Source organism: Faecalibacterium duncaniae, assembly GCF_010509575.1.
Classification (GTDB): Bacteria; Bacillota; Clostridia; order Oscillospirales; family Ruminococcaceae; genus Faecalibacterium; species Faecalibacterium duncaniae.
Map to the genome: position 1 here is coordinate 70,802 of NZ_CP048437.1, position 15,615 is coordinate 86,416.

Annotated in this window: 12 protein-coding genes; 9 read left to right on the forward strand and 3 right to left on the reverse strand. The window is 60.5% G+C overall.

Annotated elements, in window-relative coordinates; all coding sequences use genetic code 11:
- The first annotated feature begins 124 nt into the window (after nucleotides 1–124).
- The 9 genes from GXM22_RS00315 to argF all read left to right on the forward strand — a co-directional run bounded on the left by GXM22_RS00315 (nucleotide 125) and on the right by argF (nucleotide 10,732).
- Nucleotides 125–952: an MYG1 family protein gene (locus GXM22_RS00315; RefSeq protein ID WP_005928891.1), complete on the forward strand. Its 828-nt coding sequence runs from the start codon at nucleotides 125–127 to the stop codon at nucleotides 950–952.
- A gap of 1 nt (nucleotide 953) precedes the next feature.
- The gene (locus GXM22_RS00320) at nucleotides 954–1,802 is read left to right on the forward strand and encodes a GNAT family N-acetyltransferase (RefSeq protein WP_005928889.1); all 849 of its coding nucleotides are present in this window, start codon (nucleotides 954–956) and stop codon (nucleotides 1,800–1,802) included.
- A gap of 270 nt (nucleotides 1,803–2,072) precedes the next feature.
- Nucleotides 2,073–3,308 carry an argininosuccinate synthase gene (locus GXM22_RS00325; RefSeq protein WP_005928879.1) on the forward strand — a complete coding sequence of 412 codons (1,236 nt, stop codon included), beginning with the start codon at nucleotides 2,073–2,075 and terminating at the stop codon, nucleotides 3,306–3,308.
- A gap of 457 nt (nucleotides 3,309–3,765) precedes the next feature.
- Entirely contained in the window at nucleotides 3,766–5,166 is a 1,401-nt protein-coding gene (gene argH / locus GXM22_RS00330) for an argininosuccinate lyase (protein ID WP_005928872.1), read from the forward strand.
- Nucleotides 5,163–6,098 (forward strand): N-acetyl-gamma-glutamyl-phosphate reductase, encoded by a 936-nt coding sequence (gene argC, locus GXM22_RS00335; protein WP_005928869.1) that lies wholly within the window; start codon nucleotides 5,163–5,165, stop codon nucleotides 6,096–6,098. Before argH ends, argC begins: the two co-directional genes overlap by 4 nt.
- Before the next feature lie 156 nt (nucleotides 6,099–6,254).
- Complete coding sequence (gene argJ, locus GXM22_RS00340; protein ID WP_005928866.1) at nucleotides 6,255–7,484, forward strand: bifunctional glutamate N-acetyltransferase/amino-acid acetyltransferase ArgJ; 1,230 nt, start codon at nucleotides 6,255–6,257, stop codon at nucleotides 7,482–7,484.
- A 157-nt stretch (nucleotides 7,485–7,641) separates the two neighbouring features.
- On the forward strand, nucleotides 7,642–8,496 hold the full coding sequence (argB, locus tag GXM22_RS00345; RefSeq protein ID WP_035393210.1) for an acetylglutamate kinase: 855 nt from the start codon (nucleotides 7,642–7,644) through the stop codon (nucleotides 8,494–8,496).
- 119 nt (nucleotides 8,497–8,615) lie between these two features.
- Nucleotides 8,616–9,821: an acetylornithine/succinylornithine family transaminase gene (locus GXM22_RS00350; RefSeq protein ID WP_035393208.1), complete on the forward strand. Its 1,206-nt coding sequence runs from the start codon at nucleotides 8,616–8,618 to the stop codon at nucleotides 9,819–9,821.
- Nucleotides 9,818–10,732 carry an ornithine carbamoyltransferase gene (gene argF / locus GXM22_RS00355; protein WP_005928855.1) on the forward strand — a complete coding sequence of 305 codons (915 nt, stop codon included), beginning with the start codon at nucleotides 9,818–9,820 and terminating at the stop codon, nucleotides 10,730–10,732. The genes GXM22_RS00350 and argF overlap by 4 nt, the downstream gene beginning before the upstream one ends.
- A 93-nt stretch (nucleotides 10,733–10,825) precedes the next feature.
- Here argF and GXM22_RS00360 read toward each other — a convergent pair whose 3' ends face one another.
- From GXM22_RS00360 to GXM22_RS00370, 3 genes are all read right to left on the reverse strand, one after another.
- Nucleotides 10,826–11,680 carry an SDR family oxidoreductase gene (locus tag GXM22_RS00360; protein ID WP_005928852.1) on the reverse strand — a complete coding sequence of 285 codons (855 nt, stop codon included), beginning with the start codon at nucleotides 11,678–11,680 and terminating at the stop codon, nucleotides 10,826–10,828.
- 67 nt (nucleotides 11,681–11,747) lie between these two features.
- A complete protein-coding gene (locus GXM22_RS00365) occupies nucleotides 11,748–13,124 on the reverse strand; it encodes an MATE family efflux transporter (RefSeq protein WP_005928849.1) in 1,377 nt (458 codons plus the stop codon).
- A gap of 44 nt (nucleotides 13,125–13,168) precedes the next feature.
- A complete protein-coding gene (locus GXM22_RS00370; RefSeq protein ID WP_005928846.1) occupies nucleotides 13,169–15,412 on the reverse strand; it encodes a glycoside hydrolase family 3 N-terminal domain-containing protein in 2,244 nt (747 codons plus the stop codon).
- Between the last annotated feature and the right edge of the window lie 203 nt (nucleotides 15,413–15,615).

A 15,615-nucleotide genomic window follows, 5' to 3' on the forward strand; every position in this document is an offset into this window, starting at 1 on the left:
TCGGGCTTAGATTACGGAGCCGGGCAAAGGCTTCATCCAGCGAAAATAGAATAAATCAAGATTTGTCCCCTGCTTCAGAATGTGATATACTGTTCCCAAAGAAAGAGAACGAGGTATTGCTGTTATGAAAATTCCTGCAAATGGCTTCACCCACGCCGGCAAGTTCCATGCGGACGACGTGTTTGCAACGGCGCTGCTGCAGATCATCCGGCCGGACATCAGGATCACCCGCGGCTTTGTGGTACCGGACGATTTCGACGGCATCGTGTATGATATCGGCTTTGGCATGTTCGATCACCATCAGGAGCCCCGAGAGTACCGTGCCAACGGCATCCCCTATGCGGCCTTCGGCCTGCTGTGGCGGGTGCTGGGCCCGGGGCTGGTGGGGGAGCGTCAGGCCCGGCTCATCGATGAAAACTTTATCCAGCCCCTTGATCTGAACGATAACACCGGCGAGCAGAACAGCCTGTGCGATGCCATCGGCTTCTTCAACCCGGTGTGGGATTCCAAGGAGGATCAGGACACCTGCTTCTTCAAGGCGGTGGCTGTGGCAAAGCAGATCTTGGAAAACCAGATCGAGAGCGCGAACGCCGTGAACCGCGCCGACGAGAAAGTGCAGCAGGCCTATAAGAATTCCCGGGACGGCATCGTGATCCTGCCCTGCTACCTGCCCTGGAAGAATGGCCTGTACAAGACCGATGCCCTCTTCGTCATCTACCCCAGTCAGCGCGGCGGGTGGAGCGCCCAGTGCGTGACCGACCACAAGACCAAAAAGCCGAAGCTGCCCTTCCCCCAGAGCTGGGCGGGCCAGCCGCAGGAGGTCATTGAGCAGAAGAGCGGCATCGAGGGCATCAGCTTCTGCCACGCCAGCCGGTTCCTCATCACCGCAAAGGATAAGGAGACGGCGCTGGCCGCCTGCCGTCAGGTGCTGAAAAACAACGGGAGACTGTGATATGAGCGGGGAAGCGGAGAAGGCGGAGCGGGCCTATGTCTATATGGTGCGCTGCGCAGGCGGCCAGCTCTACACGGGCTGGACAAATGACCCGGCCAGCCGACTGCACGCCCACAAGAGCGGGAAGGGGGCCAAGTGCACCCGTGCGCTGGGGGCACAGCGGTTCGCGTATCTGGAACGGTGCACAGACAAATCTGCCGCCCTGCGCCGGGAAGCAGCCCTGAAAAAGCTGACCAAGGCGCAGAAGGAAACCCTGTGCGCCGAATGGGCTGAGAAGAACCTGCCCCGGCTCTCGCTGGCCACCCGGGCCGATGCGGCGGAGATCCTGGACATCTACAACTGGTATGTCCTGCACCACACGGCAACCTTTCAGGTAACGCCCTCTTCCCTGCCGGAGTATGAGGACTGGGTGGACAGCACCCGTGCGCTGATCCCTCTGCTGCTGGCCCGGGATGGGGACGGTAAACTGCTGGGCTATGCCTGCGCCCACCGCTACCACCCCCGGGAGGCCTACGACTGGGCTGTGGAAAGCACCATCTACTGTGCCCCCGATGCCCGGGGCTTTGGTGTGGGGGATACCCTCTACCGCGCCCTGCTGGATATTCTGGACGGGATGGGTTACTGGAATGTCTATGCCCTTGTGGCAGACCCCAACCCCGCCAGTGAGCGTATCCATGCCCGTTTGGGCTTCACCTGCGTGGGCCGCGAGCCCCACACTGCCTATAAGTTCGGCTGGCTGGGCCTGTCCACCTGGTGGCTGCCCCTGCGCAGGGGCAATGAAAAGCCGGAGCCCACCCACCCGCTGACACAGGAACAGGTGGAGGAGATCCTGGGAAGATACCAGGCATAAAGAAAGCGTCCTTCGGGGCGCTTTTTTGCATTTCATATATACATTTTAACTGCATAAAATTCGAATATAAACAAATAACATTGCATAAACATACAAAGTGTAACAAATCCTGCCGCAAATGCGCGGCATGTTTGGCAGTTTTCGGCATTGACGGAAAAGCCGCGCTGTGTATAATAAAAGCATCAACCACGAATCAAAGACAGAGGATGCGAAGGGAAAGTGCGCATCAGGGTACAAAAGTGTATTTTTATTAAAAGGAGCGCGTTTATTATGAAAAAGGAAAACATCAAAAAAGTCGTGCTGGCCTACTCCGGTGGTCTGGATACCTCCATCATCATTCCCTGGCTGAAGGAAAACTACAACAACTGCGAAGTCGTCGCCGTTTCCGGTGACGTGGGCCAGGGCACCGAGCTGGACGGCCTGGAGGAAAAGGCCAAGGCTACCGGCGCTTCCAAGCTGTACGTTCTGGATCTGAAGAAGGACTTTGTGGAGAACTACATCTTCCCCACCCTGAAGTTTGGTGCAAAGTACGAGGACTACCTGCTGGGCACCAGCTTTGCACGCCCCTGCATTGCAAAGGCTCTGGCCGATATCGCCATCAAGGAAGGCGCAGATGCCATCTGCCACGGCTGCACCGGCAAGGGCAACGATCAGGTGCGTTTTGAGCTGACTCTCAAGGCTCTGTGCCCCGATATGGCCATCATTGCTCCCTGGCGTGAGTGGGACATCAAGAGCCGTGACGAAGAGATCGACTACGCCGAGGCTCACCACATCCCCCTGAAGATCAACCGCGAGACCAACTACTCCAAGGACAAGAACCTGTGGCATCTGAGCCATGAGGGTCTGGATCTGGAGAGCCCCGCCAACGAGCCCCAGTACAACCACCCCGGTTTCCTGGAGCTGGGTGTCAGCCCCGAGCAGGCTCCCGACACCCCGACCTATGTGACCATCCACTTTGAAAAGGGCGTTCCCACTGCCGTGGACGGCAAGGAGATGGGCGCTGTGGAGCTGGTGGAGTACCTGAACAAGCTGGGCGGCGAGAACGGCATCGGCCTGCTGGATATCGTGGAGAACCGTCTGGTGGGCATGAAGAGCCGCGGCGTGTACGAGACCCCCGGCGGTGCCATCCTGTACAAGGCCATCAATGTTCTGGAGACCATCACCCTGGACAAGGAGAGCGCACACCTCAAGGAGCAGCTGGCACAGAAGTACGCCGACATCGTCTACAACGGCCAGTGGTTCACCCCGCTGCGTGAGGCTCTGGATGCTTTTGCCAACAGCCTGGCAAAGACCGTGACCGGCGATGTGAAGCTGAAGCTGTACAAGGGCAACATGATCAACGCTGGTGTCACCTCCCCGTTCACCCTGTACGATGAGCAGACTGCTTCCTTTGGTGAGGACGAGGATTACAACCAGGCAGATGCAGCAGGCTTCATCAACCTGTTTGGCCTGTCCATCAAGGAGCGCGCAAAGCTGTCCAAGAGCTGGCCGAAGATCGAGGACTAAGCGGCTGATCCACCGGGATCACACAAAGCCAACTTTCTCTCCGGTGTGTTTTCTACACTTTCACAACGGAGTTCCAAAACCGGCATAGTTGCCGGCGGCACCGCCGCAGGAGCGTTTTCCCCTGCGGCGGCTTTGCCGTTTATAAAGGAAATGTATGCTTGTGGTCAGGCCCGTCTCTGTACAACCTCTCAGCCTTCGCTGGCGCTTGGCAGCTCCCCTAGTAGGGGAGCCCTTGGCAGAAGATTTATTTTTCGCAATAATCACTGACGCTCCAAAGCCAATGCCTGCCGCAGGGCAAACAGGAGCGAAGCGCCAACCCCCGAAAACGCGATGGTATGCCAAGGCCTCTCCTACTAGGAGAGGTGGCATCGAGCAAAGCGAAGATGACGGAGAGGTTGTACGGAGGAAAAGCTTTCCGTAAGATAAAGATACTTTACGAGATAGAGGGACAATAACGATGGCAGAACAACTCTGGAAGGGCCGCTTCTCCAAGGCGGTCGATTCGCGCGTCAATGATTTCAACTCCTCCATCCGCTTTGACCAGCGGATGATCGCGCAGGATATGCGCGGCAGCGGGGTCCACGCCGCCATGCTGGCCAAGCAGGGCATCATCTCCGAAAAGGACTGCGAGGATATCCTCAGCGGGCTGGCCTCCATTGCCGACGATCTGGCAAGCGGTGCGCTGGAGATCGACCCCAACGCCGAGGATGTGCATACCTTCGTGGAGCAGACCCTGACCGCCCGCATCGGCGATGCAGGCAAGCGCCTGCACACCGGCCGCAGCCGCAACGATCAGGTGGCGCTGGATATCCGCCTGACCCTGCGGGACTACAGCCACACCCTGCAGGCTTACATCGTGGAGCTCATCAAGGTCATCTGCAGGAAGGCCGCGGAGAATACCACCGCTGTCATGCCCGGCTATACCCACCTGCAGCGCGCCCAGCCCATCACCTTTGGTCATGCGCTGATGGCCTACGCCTCCATGCTCCTGCGCGACCTGCAGCGCTTTGAGGATGCCACTGCCCGCATGGATGCCCAGTGCCCGCTGGGCTCCGGCGCTCTGGCCGGTACCACCTACCCGCTGGATCGTCAGTTCACCGCCGAAAAGCTGGGCTTTGCCGCACCCTGTGCCAACAGCCTGGACGGCGTTTCTGACCGTGACTTCTGCATTGAGCTGGCCAACGCCATTTCTATCTGCATGATGCATCTGTCCCGCCTTTCCGAGGAGATCATCCTCTGGTGCAGCTGGGAGTTCAAGTTCATCGAGCTGGACGATGCCTTTACCACCGGCTCCTCCATCATGCCCCAGAAGAAGAACCCCGATGTCACCGAGCTGATCCGCGGCAAGACCGGCCGCGTCTACGGAGACCTGAACACCCTGCTGGTGATGATGAAGGGCATTCCGCTGGCCTACAACAAGGATATGCAGGAGGACAAGGAAGCCATCTTCGATGCAGTGGATACGCTGGAGCTGTGCCTCAAGACCGTCACCCCCATGCTGGACACCATGAAGACCCTGCCTGCCAACATGCGCCGCGCTGCCGCCAAGGGCTTTATCAACGCCACCGACTGCGCCGACTACCTGACCAAGAAGGGGATGCCCTTCCGGGATGCCTACAAGCTGACCGGCTGCATGGTCTCCGACTGCATCGCAAAGGATAAGACCCTGGAGGAACTGACCCTTGACGAATTCAAGGGCTACAGCGCCCTGTTCGAGAACGATATCTATGATGCCATCGACCTCATCAAGTGCTGTGAGGGCCGCACCAGCTACGGCGGCCCCAGCGAGGCAAGCGTCAACAACCAGATCCGGCTGGCCATGGACCAGCTGGCCGCATGGGAGGCGAACAACGCATGAGCGTAAAGGTCTTTATCGACGGCTCCGCAGGCACCACGGGTCTGCGCATTGCTGACCGTCTGGCCGCACGGCCCGAAATTGAACTGCTCTCCATCTCCGAGGAGGGCCGCAAGGACGTGAACGAGCGGGCAAAGGTCATCAATTCGGCTGACCTCGCCTTCCTCTGCCTGCCGGATGCCGCCTCCAGAGAGGTCATGCCCCTGCTCCGCCCGGATGTCAAGGTGCTGGATACTTCTACGGCTTTCCGCACGGATCCCAACTGGGTCTACGGCTTCCCGGAACTCAGTGGCCAGAAGGAAAAGATCAAAAACGCCTGCCGCGTGGCGGTGCCCGGCTGCTATGCCAGCGGGTTTATCAGCATCATGCGGCCTCTGGTGGAGCTGGGCCTTGCCGGAGTGGGTGATTTTTACAGCTGCACCGGTATTTCCGGCTATTCCGGCGGCGGCAAAAAGATGATCGCCGATTACGAAAGCCCCGACCGTCCGGCCCACAGCAAGCTGGATGCACCCAAGAGCTACGGTCTGAGCCTTGCCCATAAGCATCTGCCCGAGATGCAGAAGATCAGCGGGCTGGCAAACCCGCCCGCCTTTGTGCCTGTGGTCTGCGATTATTACAGCGGGATGCAGGTGCTGGTGCCCTTCCAGCCGGTCTGGGGCGGTGCCGAAAAGGTGGCCGCAGGGTTGGCGGAGTATTACAGGGATGCCGCCACCATCAAGGTGCACGCCCTGAACGAGCCGCTGCCCGAGAACGGCCTGTATTCCAACGCTATGGCCGGTACCGACCGCATGGAGCTGTACAGCACCGTGAACGCCGCCGGGGATCAAATGATGCTGGTCTCCCTGTTTGATAATCTGGGCAAGGGCTCGTCCGGCGCGGCAGTCCAGTGTATGAATCTGATGCTGGGTCTGCCGGAGACCCAGGGGTTGGAATAAAAACTCCCTTCGTCTGCTCACGGTGTTCGCATCCACCTCCCTCGAAGAGGGAGGCTTTTGCAGCTGACGGTTACGCAAAGGCTCCCTCCGTGAGGGAGCTGGCACGGCGAATGCCGTGACTGAGGGAGTATTTCTTTGTGGGAAAGGAAAATCGTTATGCAGTATAAGGAAGTTGCGGGCGGCATTTGTGCCCCCAAAGGCTTTGCAGCGGCTGGCGTGCATTGCGGCATCCGCGCAAACCATAATGAAAAATACGATCTGGCACTCATCAAGGCGGAGGTGCGCTGTGCCGCCGCCGGTGTCTACACCACCAATAAGGTCTGCGGTGCGCCCATCAAGGTGGACCGTGCCCACCTGAAGGACGGCTATGCACAGGCCATTCTGGTGAACAGCGGCAACGCCAACACCTGCGCCGCCAACGGCGTGGCCCTGGCCGAGGAGTGCTGTGCGCTGGTGGGCGAGGCACTGCACATCCCCGCAGAGGATGTGCTGCCCGCTTCCACCGGTGTCATTGGCCAGCCCATGGTCATTGACCCCTTTGCCCGGGGAATCCCTGCCGCCGCCGCAAAGCTGGCGGCAACTGCGCAGGGCAGCACCGATGCGGCCACGGCCATTATGACCACCGATACCCACAAAAAGGAGTACGCCATCCAGTTTGAGCTGGGCGGCAAGACCTGCACCGTGGGTGCCATTGGCAAGGGCAGCGGCATGATCGCCCCCAACATGGCCACCATGCTGGCCTTCTACACCACCGATGCCGCCGTTTCCCCCGCTCTGCTGGAAAAGGCCCTCAAGACCGTGGTGCCCGGCACCTACAACCAGATGAGCGTGGATCTGGATACCTCCACCAACGATACCCTGATCATCATGGCTTCCGGTCTGGCCGGAAACCCCGAGATCTGCGAAGAGAACGCCGACTACGATGCCTTTGTGGCGGCCCTGACCGCCATTGCTGAGCACATGTGCGCCGAGCACGCTGGTGACGGCGAGGGCGCCACCCACCTCATCACCTGCGAGGTGACCCACGCCCCCGACCTGAAAACGGCCCGTGCCGTCAGCCGCAGCGTGGTCTGCTCCAACCTGTTCAAGGCTGCTGTCTTTGGCCGCGATGCCAACTGGGGCCGCATCCTCTGCGCCATCGGCTACACCCCCGGCGATTTCTCCATCGACAAGGTCTGTGTCTGGCTGAGCAGTGCTGCCGGTGAGGTCTATGTCTGCGAGAACGCCGCCTACCATCCCTACAGCGAGGACGAGGCCGCCAAAGTTCTGGCGGAGCATGATATCCTTGTCAAGGTGGATATGGGTACCGGCGATGCCAGCGCCAAGGCATGGGGCTGTGATCTGACTTATGATTATGTGAAGATCAACGGGGATTATAGAACTTAATGGAACTCCTCCAGTCGCCTGCGGCGACAGCCCCCTCAAGGAAGGGGCCTGAAAGCCTCCCTCTTTGAGGGAGGTGGCATCGCGCAGCGATGACGGAAGGAGTTTGTCTGGTGGAAAATGAATGCCGGAGCAAGTGTGCTGGCGGCAAGGAGAGTATATGAAGAACGAAGAAATGGCCCTCCTGTTTTCGGAGGCGACCCCTTACATCCAGAAATACCATGGCAAGACCATGGTCATCAAATACGGCGGCAACGCCATGATCAACGAGACGCTGAAAAACGCCGTGATGAACGACCTTGTCACCCTGACCCTGCTGGGGGTGCGGGTGGTGCTGGTGCACGGCGGCGGCCCGGCCATCAACGAGATGCTGAAAAAAGTCGGCGTGGAGAGCCATTTCAACAACGGTCTGCGTGTGACCGATGACGCTGCCATGGAGATCGTTCAGCAGGTGCTGGCCGGTAAGGTGAACAAGGACCTTGTGGCAAAGCTGCGCGGCCGCGGCGTGGGCCTGTGCGGCATGGACGGCCAGATGCTCCGCTGCACCGAGCTGGACCCCGCGCTGGGCCATGTGGGCGAGATCATCCATGTGGACCCCACCCTGATCTCCACCCTGCTGGACGGCGGCTATATCCCTGTGATCGCAACGGTAGGTATGGACGATCTGGGCCAGGCCTATAATGTCAATGCCGACACCGCCGCCGCACAGATCGCCATTGCCCTCAAGGCCGAGAAGCTGGTTTCCATGACCGATATCGCCGGCCTGCTGCGGGATAAGGACGATGAGACCACCCTTATCCCCGAGGTGGAGGTCAGCGAGATCGAGGGCTACAAGGCTGCCGGCATCATTGCGGGCGGCATGATCCCCAAGATCGGCGGCATGGCCGATGCCATCTATCAGGGAGTCCACGAGGCGGTCATCATCGATGGCCGCGTGCCCCACTCCATCCTGCTGGAGCTGTTCTCCAACCGGGGCTCCGGCACCCGGTTCTACCGCCGCAGCCATCAGGAATAAGGCTTGCTGAAAATTATATCGGGCGATATAATAAAGATGAATAGGCTCCCCCTTTGGGGAAGCTGGCGAGCGAATGCGAGACTGAGAGGGCGAGGACGCTAACCAAGGAGGGTATATCTATGGATTCCGAAAAAGTCATCAAGCGGGACAACGAATATGTCCTGCACACCTATAACCGCAACCCCATTGCACTGGAAAAGGGCCACGGCCTGTATGCCGAGGGCCCCGAGGGCCAGAAGTATCTGGATTTCACCAGCGGCATCGGCGTGAACAGCCTGGGCTACTGCGACCTGACCTGGGCCGAGGCTGTCTCCGAGCAGGCCCACAAGCTGCAGCACACCTCCAACCTTTACTATACTGCCCCCTGCGGCAAGCTGGCCAAAAAGCTGTGCAAGCGCACCGGCATGAACAAGGTGTTCTTTGGAAATTCCGGTGCCGAGGCCAACGAGGGTGCCATCAAGGCTGCCCGCAAGTACAGCTTTGATCACTACGGCAAGGGCCGCGATGTTGTGATCACGCTGGTCAACAGCTTCCATGGCCGCACCATTGCCACCCTGACCGCCACCGGTCAGGAGGTGTTCCACAACTACTTCGGCCCCTTCAACGAGGGTTTTGTCTATACCACCGCCGGTGACATCGAAGGCCTCCGGGAACTGGTGGACCGCCATACCTGCGCCATTATGCTGGAGCTGATCCAGGGCGAGGGCGGCGTGATGGCGCTGGACCCTGAGTATGTGCAGGCTGTGCGCGCCCTCTGTGATGAAAAGGACCTTGTCCTCATCGTGGACGAGGTGCAGACCGGCGTGGGCCGCACCGGCACCTTCCTGTGCTGTGAGCACTACAACCTCAAGCCCGATATCGTCACGCTGGCCAAGGGCCTGGGCGGCGGCCTGCCCATCGGTGCCGTTCTGCTGAACGAAAAGACCGCCGAGGGCATGGGCCCCGGCAGCCACGGATCCACCTTTGGCGGCAACCCGGTGGTCTGCGCCGGTGCCAATGTGGTGGTGGATCGGATGGATCAGAGCTTCCTGGCCAATGTCAGTGAGCGGGCCGTCCAGCTGCGTGCTGGTCTGGCCAAGCTGCCCATGGTCAAGAACCTTTCCGGCATTGGCCTGATGGTGGGCATCGAGTTCTTTGGCGGCATCCAGGCCGCGGACGTGCTGGCTGCCTGCCGCGAAAAGGGCCTGCTGGTGCTCACGGCCAAGAGCCGCCTGCGTCTGCTGCCCCCGCTGACCCTGACCGCCCACGATGTGGAAAAGGCTCTGGGCATCCTGAACGAGGTGCTGACCGAGATGGAGCAGAAGGCTCCAAAGGAGCAGGCATGAAACATCTGCTGAAAATGAGCGACCTCTCCCCCGCTGAGCTCCACCACATCCTTGATGTGGCGGAGGAGCTCAAGGCAGAGCAGAAGGCCGGGACGACCCCGGCGCTGCTCAAGGGCAGGAGCGTGGCGCTGATGTTCTCCAAAAATTCCACCCGCACCCGCACCAGCTTTGAGGTGGGTGTCTACCAGCTGGGCGGTCTGGGCAATTATATGAACGCCGCCACCGAGCTGCAGTCCGGCCGGGGCGAGCCCCTCAAGGATACCGCCCGGGTGCTGGGCCGCTACTACGACTGCGTGGTCTGGCGCACCTACCGCCAGTGCGATCTGGAAGAGTTTGCCGAGCTGGCCGGTGTGCCCGTGATCAACGGCCTGACCGACTACGCCCATCCCTGCCAGGTGCTGGCCGACCTGATGACCATCCGGGAGCGCCGGGGCACGCTGGAGGGCCAGAAGCTCTGCTTCATCGGGGATGGCTGCAGCATGGCAAACAGCCTTATCGTGGGCGGCCTGCTGGCAGGGATGCGTGTGACCTGTGTCTGCCCCGAGGGCTACCGCCCTGCCGCCGACGTGCTGATGTTCGCCCACAAGTATGGCGAAAAGTTCCACCTGCTCACCGACCCCGCCGAGGGTGTGAAGGATGCCGATGTGGTGGTGACCGCCGCATGGAACACGGCCCCCGGCACCCCCGAAAGTGAGCGCCGTCTGCGGGACTTCGCGGGCTTTCAGGTGACCAGCAGGCTGATGGAGGGCGCAAAGCCCGATGCCATGCTCCTCCACTGCCTGCCTGCGCACCGGGGCGAGGAGATCTCCACCGCTGTCTTTGAAGAGCACGCCGACGAGATCTTTGACGAGGCCGAGAACCGTCTCCATGTGCAGAAAGCCGTGCTGGCCATCCTGCTGGCCGGTCTGTAAAAAACGAGAAAGAGCCCCGGAGCTGCATGGAAACTGCAGCTCCGGGGCTCTTATTGTTTCTCTCAGGGTCTGCAGCTCAGGCCGGGGCCCTCATCAGACACCAGAGTAGGCGGAGAAGCCGCCGTCAATGGGCAGGCAGATGCCGGTGATGAAGCCGGCAGCCTCGTTGTTCAGCAGGAACAGCAGGGCACCCACCAGATCCTTTTCGCTGTCGCCGAAGCGGCCCATGGGGGTGGCAGCCAGGATCTTTTCGGTGCGGGCGGTGGGGGTGCCGTCCTCGTTGTAGAGGAGCCGTGCGTTCTGCTCGCTGGCAAAGAAGCCCGGGGCAATGGCGTTGACCCGGATGCCCACCTTGCTGAAGTGCACTGCCAGCCACTGGGTGAAGTTGGTGACGGCAGCCTTGGAGCCGGAGTAGGCCGGGATCTTGGTCAGGGGCAGGTAGGCGTTCATGCTGGAGATGTTCATGATGTTGCAGCCGGGGCGGCCCACCATCTGCCGGGCAAAGGCCTGCGTGGGCAGCAGGGTGCCGATGAAGTTCAGGTTGAACACCATCTCCACGCCGCTCTCGTCCAGATCGAAGAAGGTCACGGTGTCATCGTCCAGATCCGCCATCTCGAAGAATTCCTTGTCGGTGTTGGCCCGGGGGTTGTTGCCGCCGGCACCGTTCACCAGAATGTCGCAGGGACCCAGATCCGCCATCACCTCCTCTGCCACCTGCAGGCAGTTGGCCTTGTTCATAACGTTGCAGGTGTAGCCCTTGGCAACGCCGCCTTCTGCCTCGATCGCATTGGCCAGCTCCTTCAGCTTCTCCATGTTGCGGCCCAGCAGAGCCACTTTGGCTCCTGCCCGGGCCAGAGCCTTGGCGAAAATGGAACAAAGGGTGCCGCTGGCACCGGTGACCACGGCAACCTTGCCGGACAGGTCGGTGTTCAGAACATTCTTTTCCACGAGGATACTCCTTTTTTGATCAGATGGTTGTGGTGATACGGATGATTATTTTCAGGCGGACAAGGCATCAGACCCTGCCAGCGCCCTTGTCCAGGATCTTATTGAACTGGAGGAAGAAGGTGGTGGCGGTCACGGTAGCGGCGATGATGTCACTGACGGGCTCGGCAAGGAACACGCCGAACACAGGGTTCGCGACCACATGGGGCAGGATGAAGATGAGGGGGATGAGCAGGATGAGCTTGCGCAGGCAGGCCAGCAGCAGGCTGACCTTGGCCTGACCCAGCGCCATAAAGCTCTGCTGGCAGGCGATCTGGACACCGGTGGAGAAGATGCCCGCCATGTAGATGCGCATGGCCCAGGTGGTGTAATCGATCAGGGAGGCATCCGAGGTGAAGATGCCAGCCACTGCACCGGGAACCAGCATCATCAGCAGCCAGAAGATGGTGGTGTAGCTCAGGCAGAGGGTCAGCTGGAAGCGGAATGCCTGCTTGACGCGGTCTTTCTTGCCTGCGCCGAAGTTGAAGCTCATCACCGGCTGGCCGCCCTGGCAGATGCCCGAGATGGGCATGGTGCACAGCTGGGAGGCGCTGGTGATCACGGTCATGGCACCCACGGCCACGTCACCGCCGTAGCGGGCCAGGCTGGAGCTGAAGCTGATGGACAGCAGGCTCTCGGTGGAGAGCATGACGAAGGTGGAAATGCCCAGTGCCAGCACGGGCATGATGATCTTCCCTTCCAGCTTCATGTCCTCTTTGCGGATCTTGAGGATGGTCTTGGGGCCGGTGAGGAAGCGGATGACCCAGATGGCACCCACTGCCTGGCTCAGCACGGTGGCAATGGCAGCACCCTTTACGCCCATGCCCAGCCCAAAGATGAGGATGGGGTCCAGCACAATGTTGATGACCGCGCCGATGACGGTGGTCAGCATACTGATCTTGGCAAAGCCCTGCGCGGTGATGAAGGTGTTCATGCCAAGCACGATCAGCACGCAGATGGTGCCCAGAATGTAGATGCGGCTGTAAGTCAGGGCGTAGGGCAGGGTGGTGTCACTGGCACCAAACAGCCGCAGCAGGGTGGGTGCGGCGGCGTAGAAGACGATGGTCAGGACGACCGAGAAGAGCAGCAGCATGGTAAAGCTGTTGCTGACGATCTTTTCTGCCTGCTTCTTGTCGCCCTGGCCCATGGCGATGGCGGTGCGGGGCGCACCGCCGGAGCCGATGAGCATGGCAAAGGCGTTCAGGAGCATCAGGATGGGGGTAAACAGGCCCACGCCGGTCAGAGCCGCTGCGCCGATCCCCGAGATGTGGCCGATGTAGATGCGGTCCACGATGTTGTACAGCAGGTTGACCACCTGCGCCACAACGGCGGGGATCATCAGCTGGAGCAGGAGCTTTTTCACGTCACCCGTGCCCATATCCTGCTGTTTTTTCTGCGTTTGTGCCATGGAAAGTGTCTCCTTTGGTTTGAGCAAGACGGAGAGGGCTGCCCTCAGAACGTCAGGCCGAAGTTCATCTCGTAGTAGTTGCCTGCGGCATCACGGTAGGCGTAAGCCTTGCCGTTCTCGTCCTTCATGCTGTCGGGCATGTAGGCATCCTTTGCAAAGCCGGGCACGTCGTTGGGGCTGATGCAGACACCGTCCGCATTCACAGCCAGCACCTCGTCGCCCTTGGGCAGGGTCAGGGGCAGTTTGCCAACGGGAGCAAAGCGGCCGAACATCACATCCAGCGTTGCGGAGGGGTAGGTGTCAAAGCCGACGGTCAGAGCGTCGGAGACCTTCTCCACATTGCCGACCTCCCAGGCCAGCGGGCAGTTGATGTTGGAAACGACCTTGCCGCCGTGGGCGTGGACCGCAGCAGCGATACCGGCCAGACGGTTTGCGCCCACCAGAGTGGTCTCCTTGTGGGTCTCGGTGGTGGGCTTGCCGCTCTCGTCCACGTTGCAGACAGTCTTGTCCTCGCAGATGTCCAGCTCCAGGTAGCCCGGGGTGGCGTTGAAGTATGCACCGGACTGGGGGCTGACCATCAGCAGGGCCACCTGGGCCTCATCGGGAGTGTCCACCAGAGTGACATTGCCCAGCATCTCGCGCAGGGCCTTGGTGGCGGCCTCACCGGCCTCGGCGCTCTTGCCAAAGGCCTCAGCGTAGACCTTGGTGCCGTCCTTCAGGGGCAGGGTGCCGTCGTTCTTCAGCAGGACAACGGACTCGCGGTGCACGCGGGAAGCTTCCTCCCAGTCGGCCTTGGTGGCAACGACCTCGGCGGCCTTCCTGGGGTCGGCGTAGGTGTCCTCGAACATGCCCTGACGGAACAGCTCGGTCAGGGTGCGGCTGACAGCGCGGTTCAGGCTGGCATCGGTCAGCACCAGATCTTCCTTCTTGAAGCCGGCGGGCACTGCGTGGGTGTTGTAGTAGTCGTTGGTGCCGCGGGCGTAGCTCTCCTCGCCCAGCTCGTTGTCCAGCAGGCCGGAGATCAGGTCCACGCCGCTCTGGGTGACAGCATAGCCGATGCGCTCGGGCTCGTCCAGCATGTCAACGCCCCAGCACATGTTGTGGACGATGCCGGTGTCGGAGTTGATGTAGCCCTTGAAGCCCATCTGGCCGCGCAGCAGGCCGTCGATGAACACCTTGTTGTAGGCAAAGCCGTAGGGCTGGAGTTCGATGGGGTTGCCGTTGAAGTCCTCCTGCGGAGCGCTCTTCTCGGCGCTGGGCTTGGAGTAGTAGGGCATGATGGACTCGGCATTGTGGCGGATGGCTGCGCGGAATGCCGGGATGTGGTACTTCTGCAGGGAGCCGGGGGTAGCGTAGATGTTCCACTGGCCTGCTGCATAGTGGGGGTCAAAGCCGTTCTCACGGGCACCGCCGCCGGGGAAGTGCTTCACGGTCATGGAAACACCCTCGGGGGTAACGCCGTTGCTGCCGCCCTGGATGCCGGGGATCAGGTGGTCGAAGATCTCCTCGATCAGTGCGGGATCCTCGCCAAAGGTGCCGAAGGTGCGCTGCCAACGGGGGTCGGTGACGCAGTCGGCCATGTACATGTAGCCCTTCTTCAGGCCGCAGGCATTCCACTCGCGGCGGATGGTGTCGGCGAACTTGTCGATGATGTCGATGCGTGCGGTGCCCTTGACGGCAGCAGCAATGCCCAGGGTGCCGGGATAGGTGGCAAACACGCCGGTGGCATCGTTCATGCCGAACACGACCTCGCCGTTCTCGTTGCGGCTGTTGGACATGACCTGCATGGGAACAAAGTGATCACAGGTCTCGGTCAGGTATTGCAGCTGGTTCAGGTAATCTGCCAGATCCTCGGGCGTGGGGCTCTCGCGCAGGATGACGTGGCGGTTGAAGCTCTTCTTGACCATGTCAGAGGTGCTGGGCAGGGACTGGGAGCCGAAGATGCTGTCGGAGACGTTCACGGGTGCCTCGTCCAGCAGGCCGCTTTCGTCCGCCACGGGCTTGTGGCCGTTGGCTGCCAGACGGGGGGAAGGATACTTGGGGCCCATGCGCCAGTCGGAGGTGAAGATCTGGCCGATCTTCTCGCTGGTGGTCAGAACCTTGACATAGGCCTCGGCGCGCTCAGCCGGGGTCAAGCGCCAGTCGTTGACTGCGCTGACGGTGCCGGTGCCGTCGATGTCCTTGAAATACAGGCCGTCCTGCTCGATGACCTTGCGCTCCACGGTGCTGATGGTGGGGCCGTTGGGGTTCTGGTAGCGCTTTACACGCTCGGATGCTTTCACTGCCATAGTGTTTTCTCCTTTTCTTTTGAACGCAGCGGCCCATGCCACAGAGCCGCAGATGCTATACCTATTATAATAGGCCGCCGCGCGGAACAACTAGAAAATTTTTTGGATATTTCCGCACTTTCCTTGTATTCTTTTTTGCGCGCGGTTGGAATACAAGTCTGTTTTGTGGAATGTGCTGTACTAGTATCTTACAATCATGTGCA

Excerpts from the sequence above, each read along its gene's own strand:
- GXM22_RS00325 (WP_005928879.1), top strand. The coding sequence starts at position 2,073 with ATGAAAAAGGAAAACATCAAAAAAGTCGTGCTGGCCTACTCCGGTGGT.
- GXM22_RS00370 (WP_005928846.1), bottom strand. The coding sequence starts at position 15,412 with ATGGCAGTGAAAGCATCCGAGCGTGTAAAGCGCTACCAGAACCCCAAC.
- argH (WP_005928872.1), top strand. The coding sequence starts at position 3,766 with ATGGCAGAACAACTCTGGAAGGGCCGCTTCTCCAAGGCGGTCGATTCG.
- argJ (WP_005928866.1), top strand. The coding sequence starts at position 6,255 with ATGCAGTATAAGGAAGTTGCGGGCGGCATTTGTGCCCCCAAAGGCTTT.
- argB (WP_035393210.1), top strand. The coding sequence starts at position 7,642 with ATGAAGAACGAAGAAATGGCCCTCCTGTTTTCGGAGGCGACCCCTTAC.
- GXM22_RS00315 (WP_005928891.1), top strand. The coding sequence starts at position 125 with ATGAAAATTCCTGCAAATGGCTTCACCCACGCCGGCAAGTTCCATGCG.
- argF (WP_005928855.1), top strand. The coding sequence starts at position 9,818 with ATGAAACATCTGCTGAAAATGAGCGACCTCTCCCCCGCTGAGCTCCAC.
- GXM22_RS00320 (WP_005928889.1), top strand. The coding sequence starts at position 954 with ATGAGCGGGGAAGCGGAGAAGGCGGAGCGGGCCTATGTCTATATGGTG.
- argC (WP_005928869.1), top strand. The coding sequence starts at position 5,163 with ATGAGCGTAAAGGTCTTTATCGACGGCTCCGCAGGCACCACGGGTCTG.
- GXM22_RS00350 (WP_035393208.1), top strand. The coding sequence starts at position 8,616 with ATGGATTCCGAAAAAGTCATCAAGCGGGACAACGAATATGTCCTGCAC.
- GXM22_RS00365 (WP_005928849.1), bottom strand. The coding sequence starts at position 13,124 with ATGGCACAAACGCAGAAAAAACAGCAGGATATGGGCACGGGTGACGTG.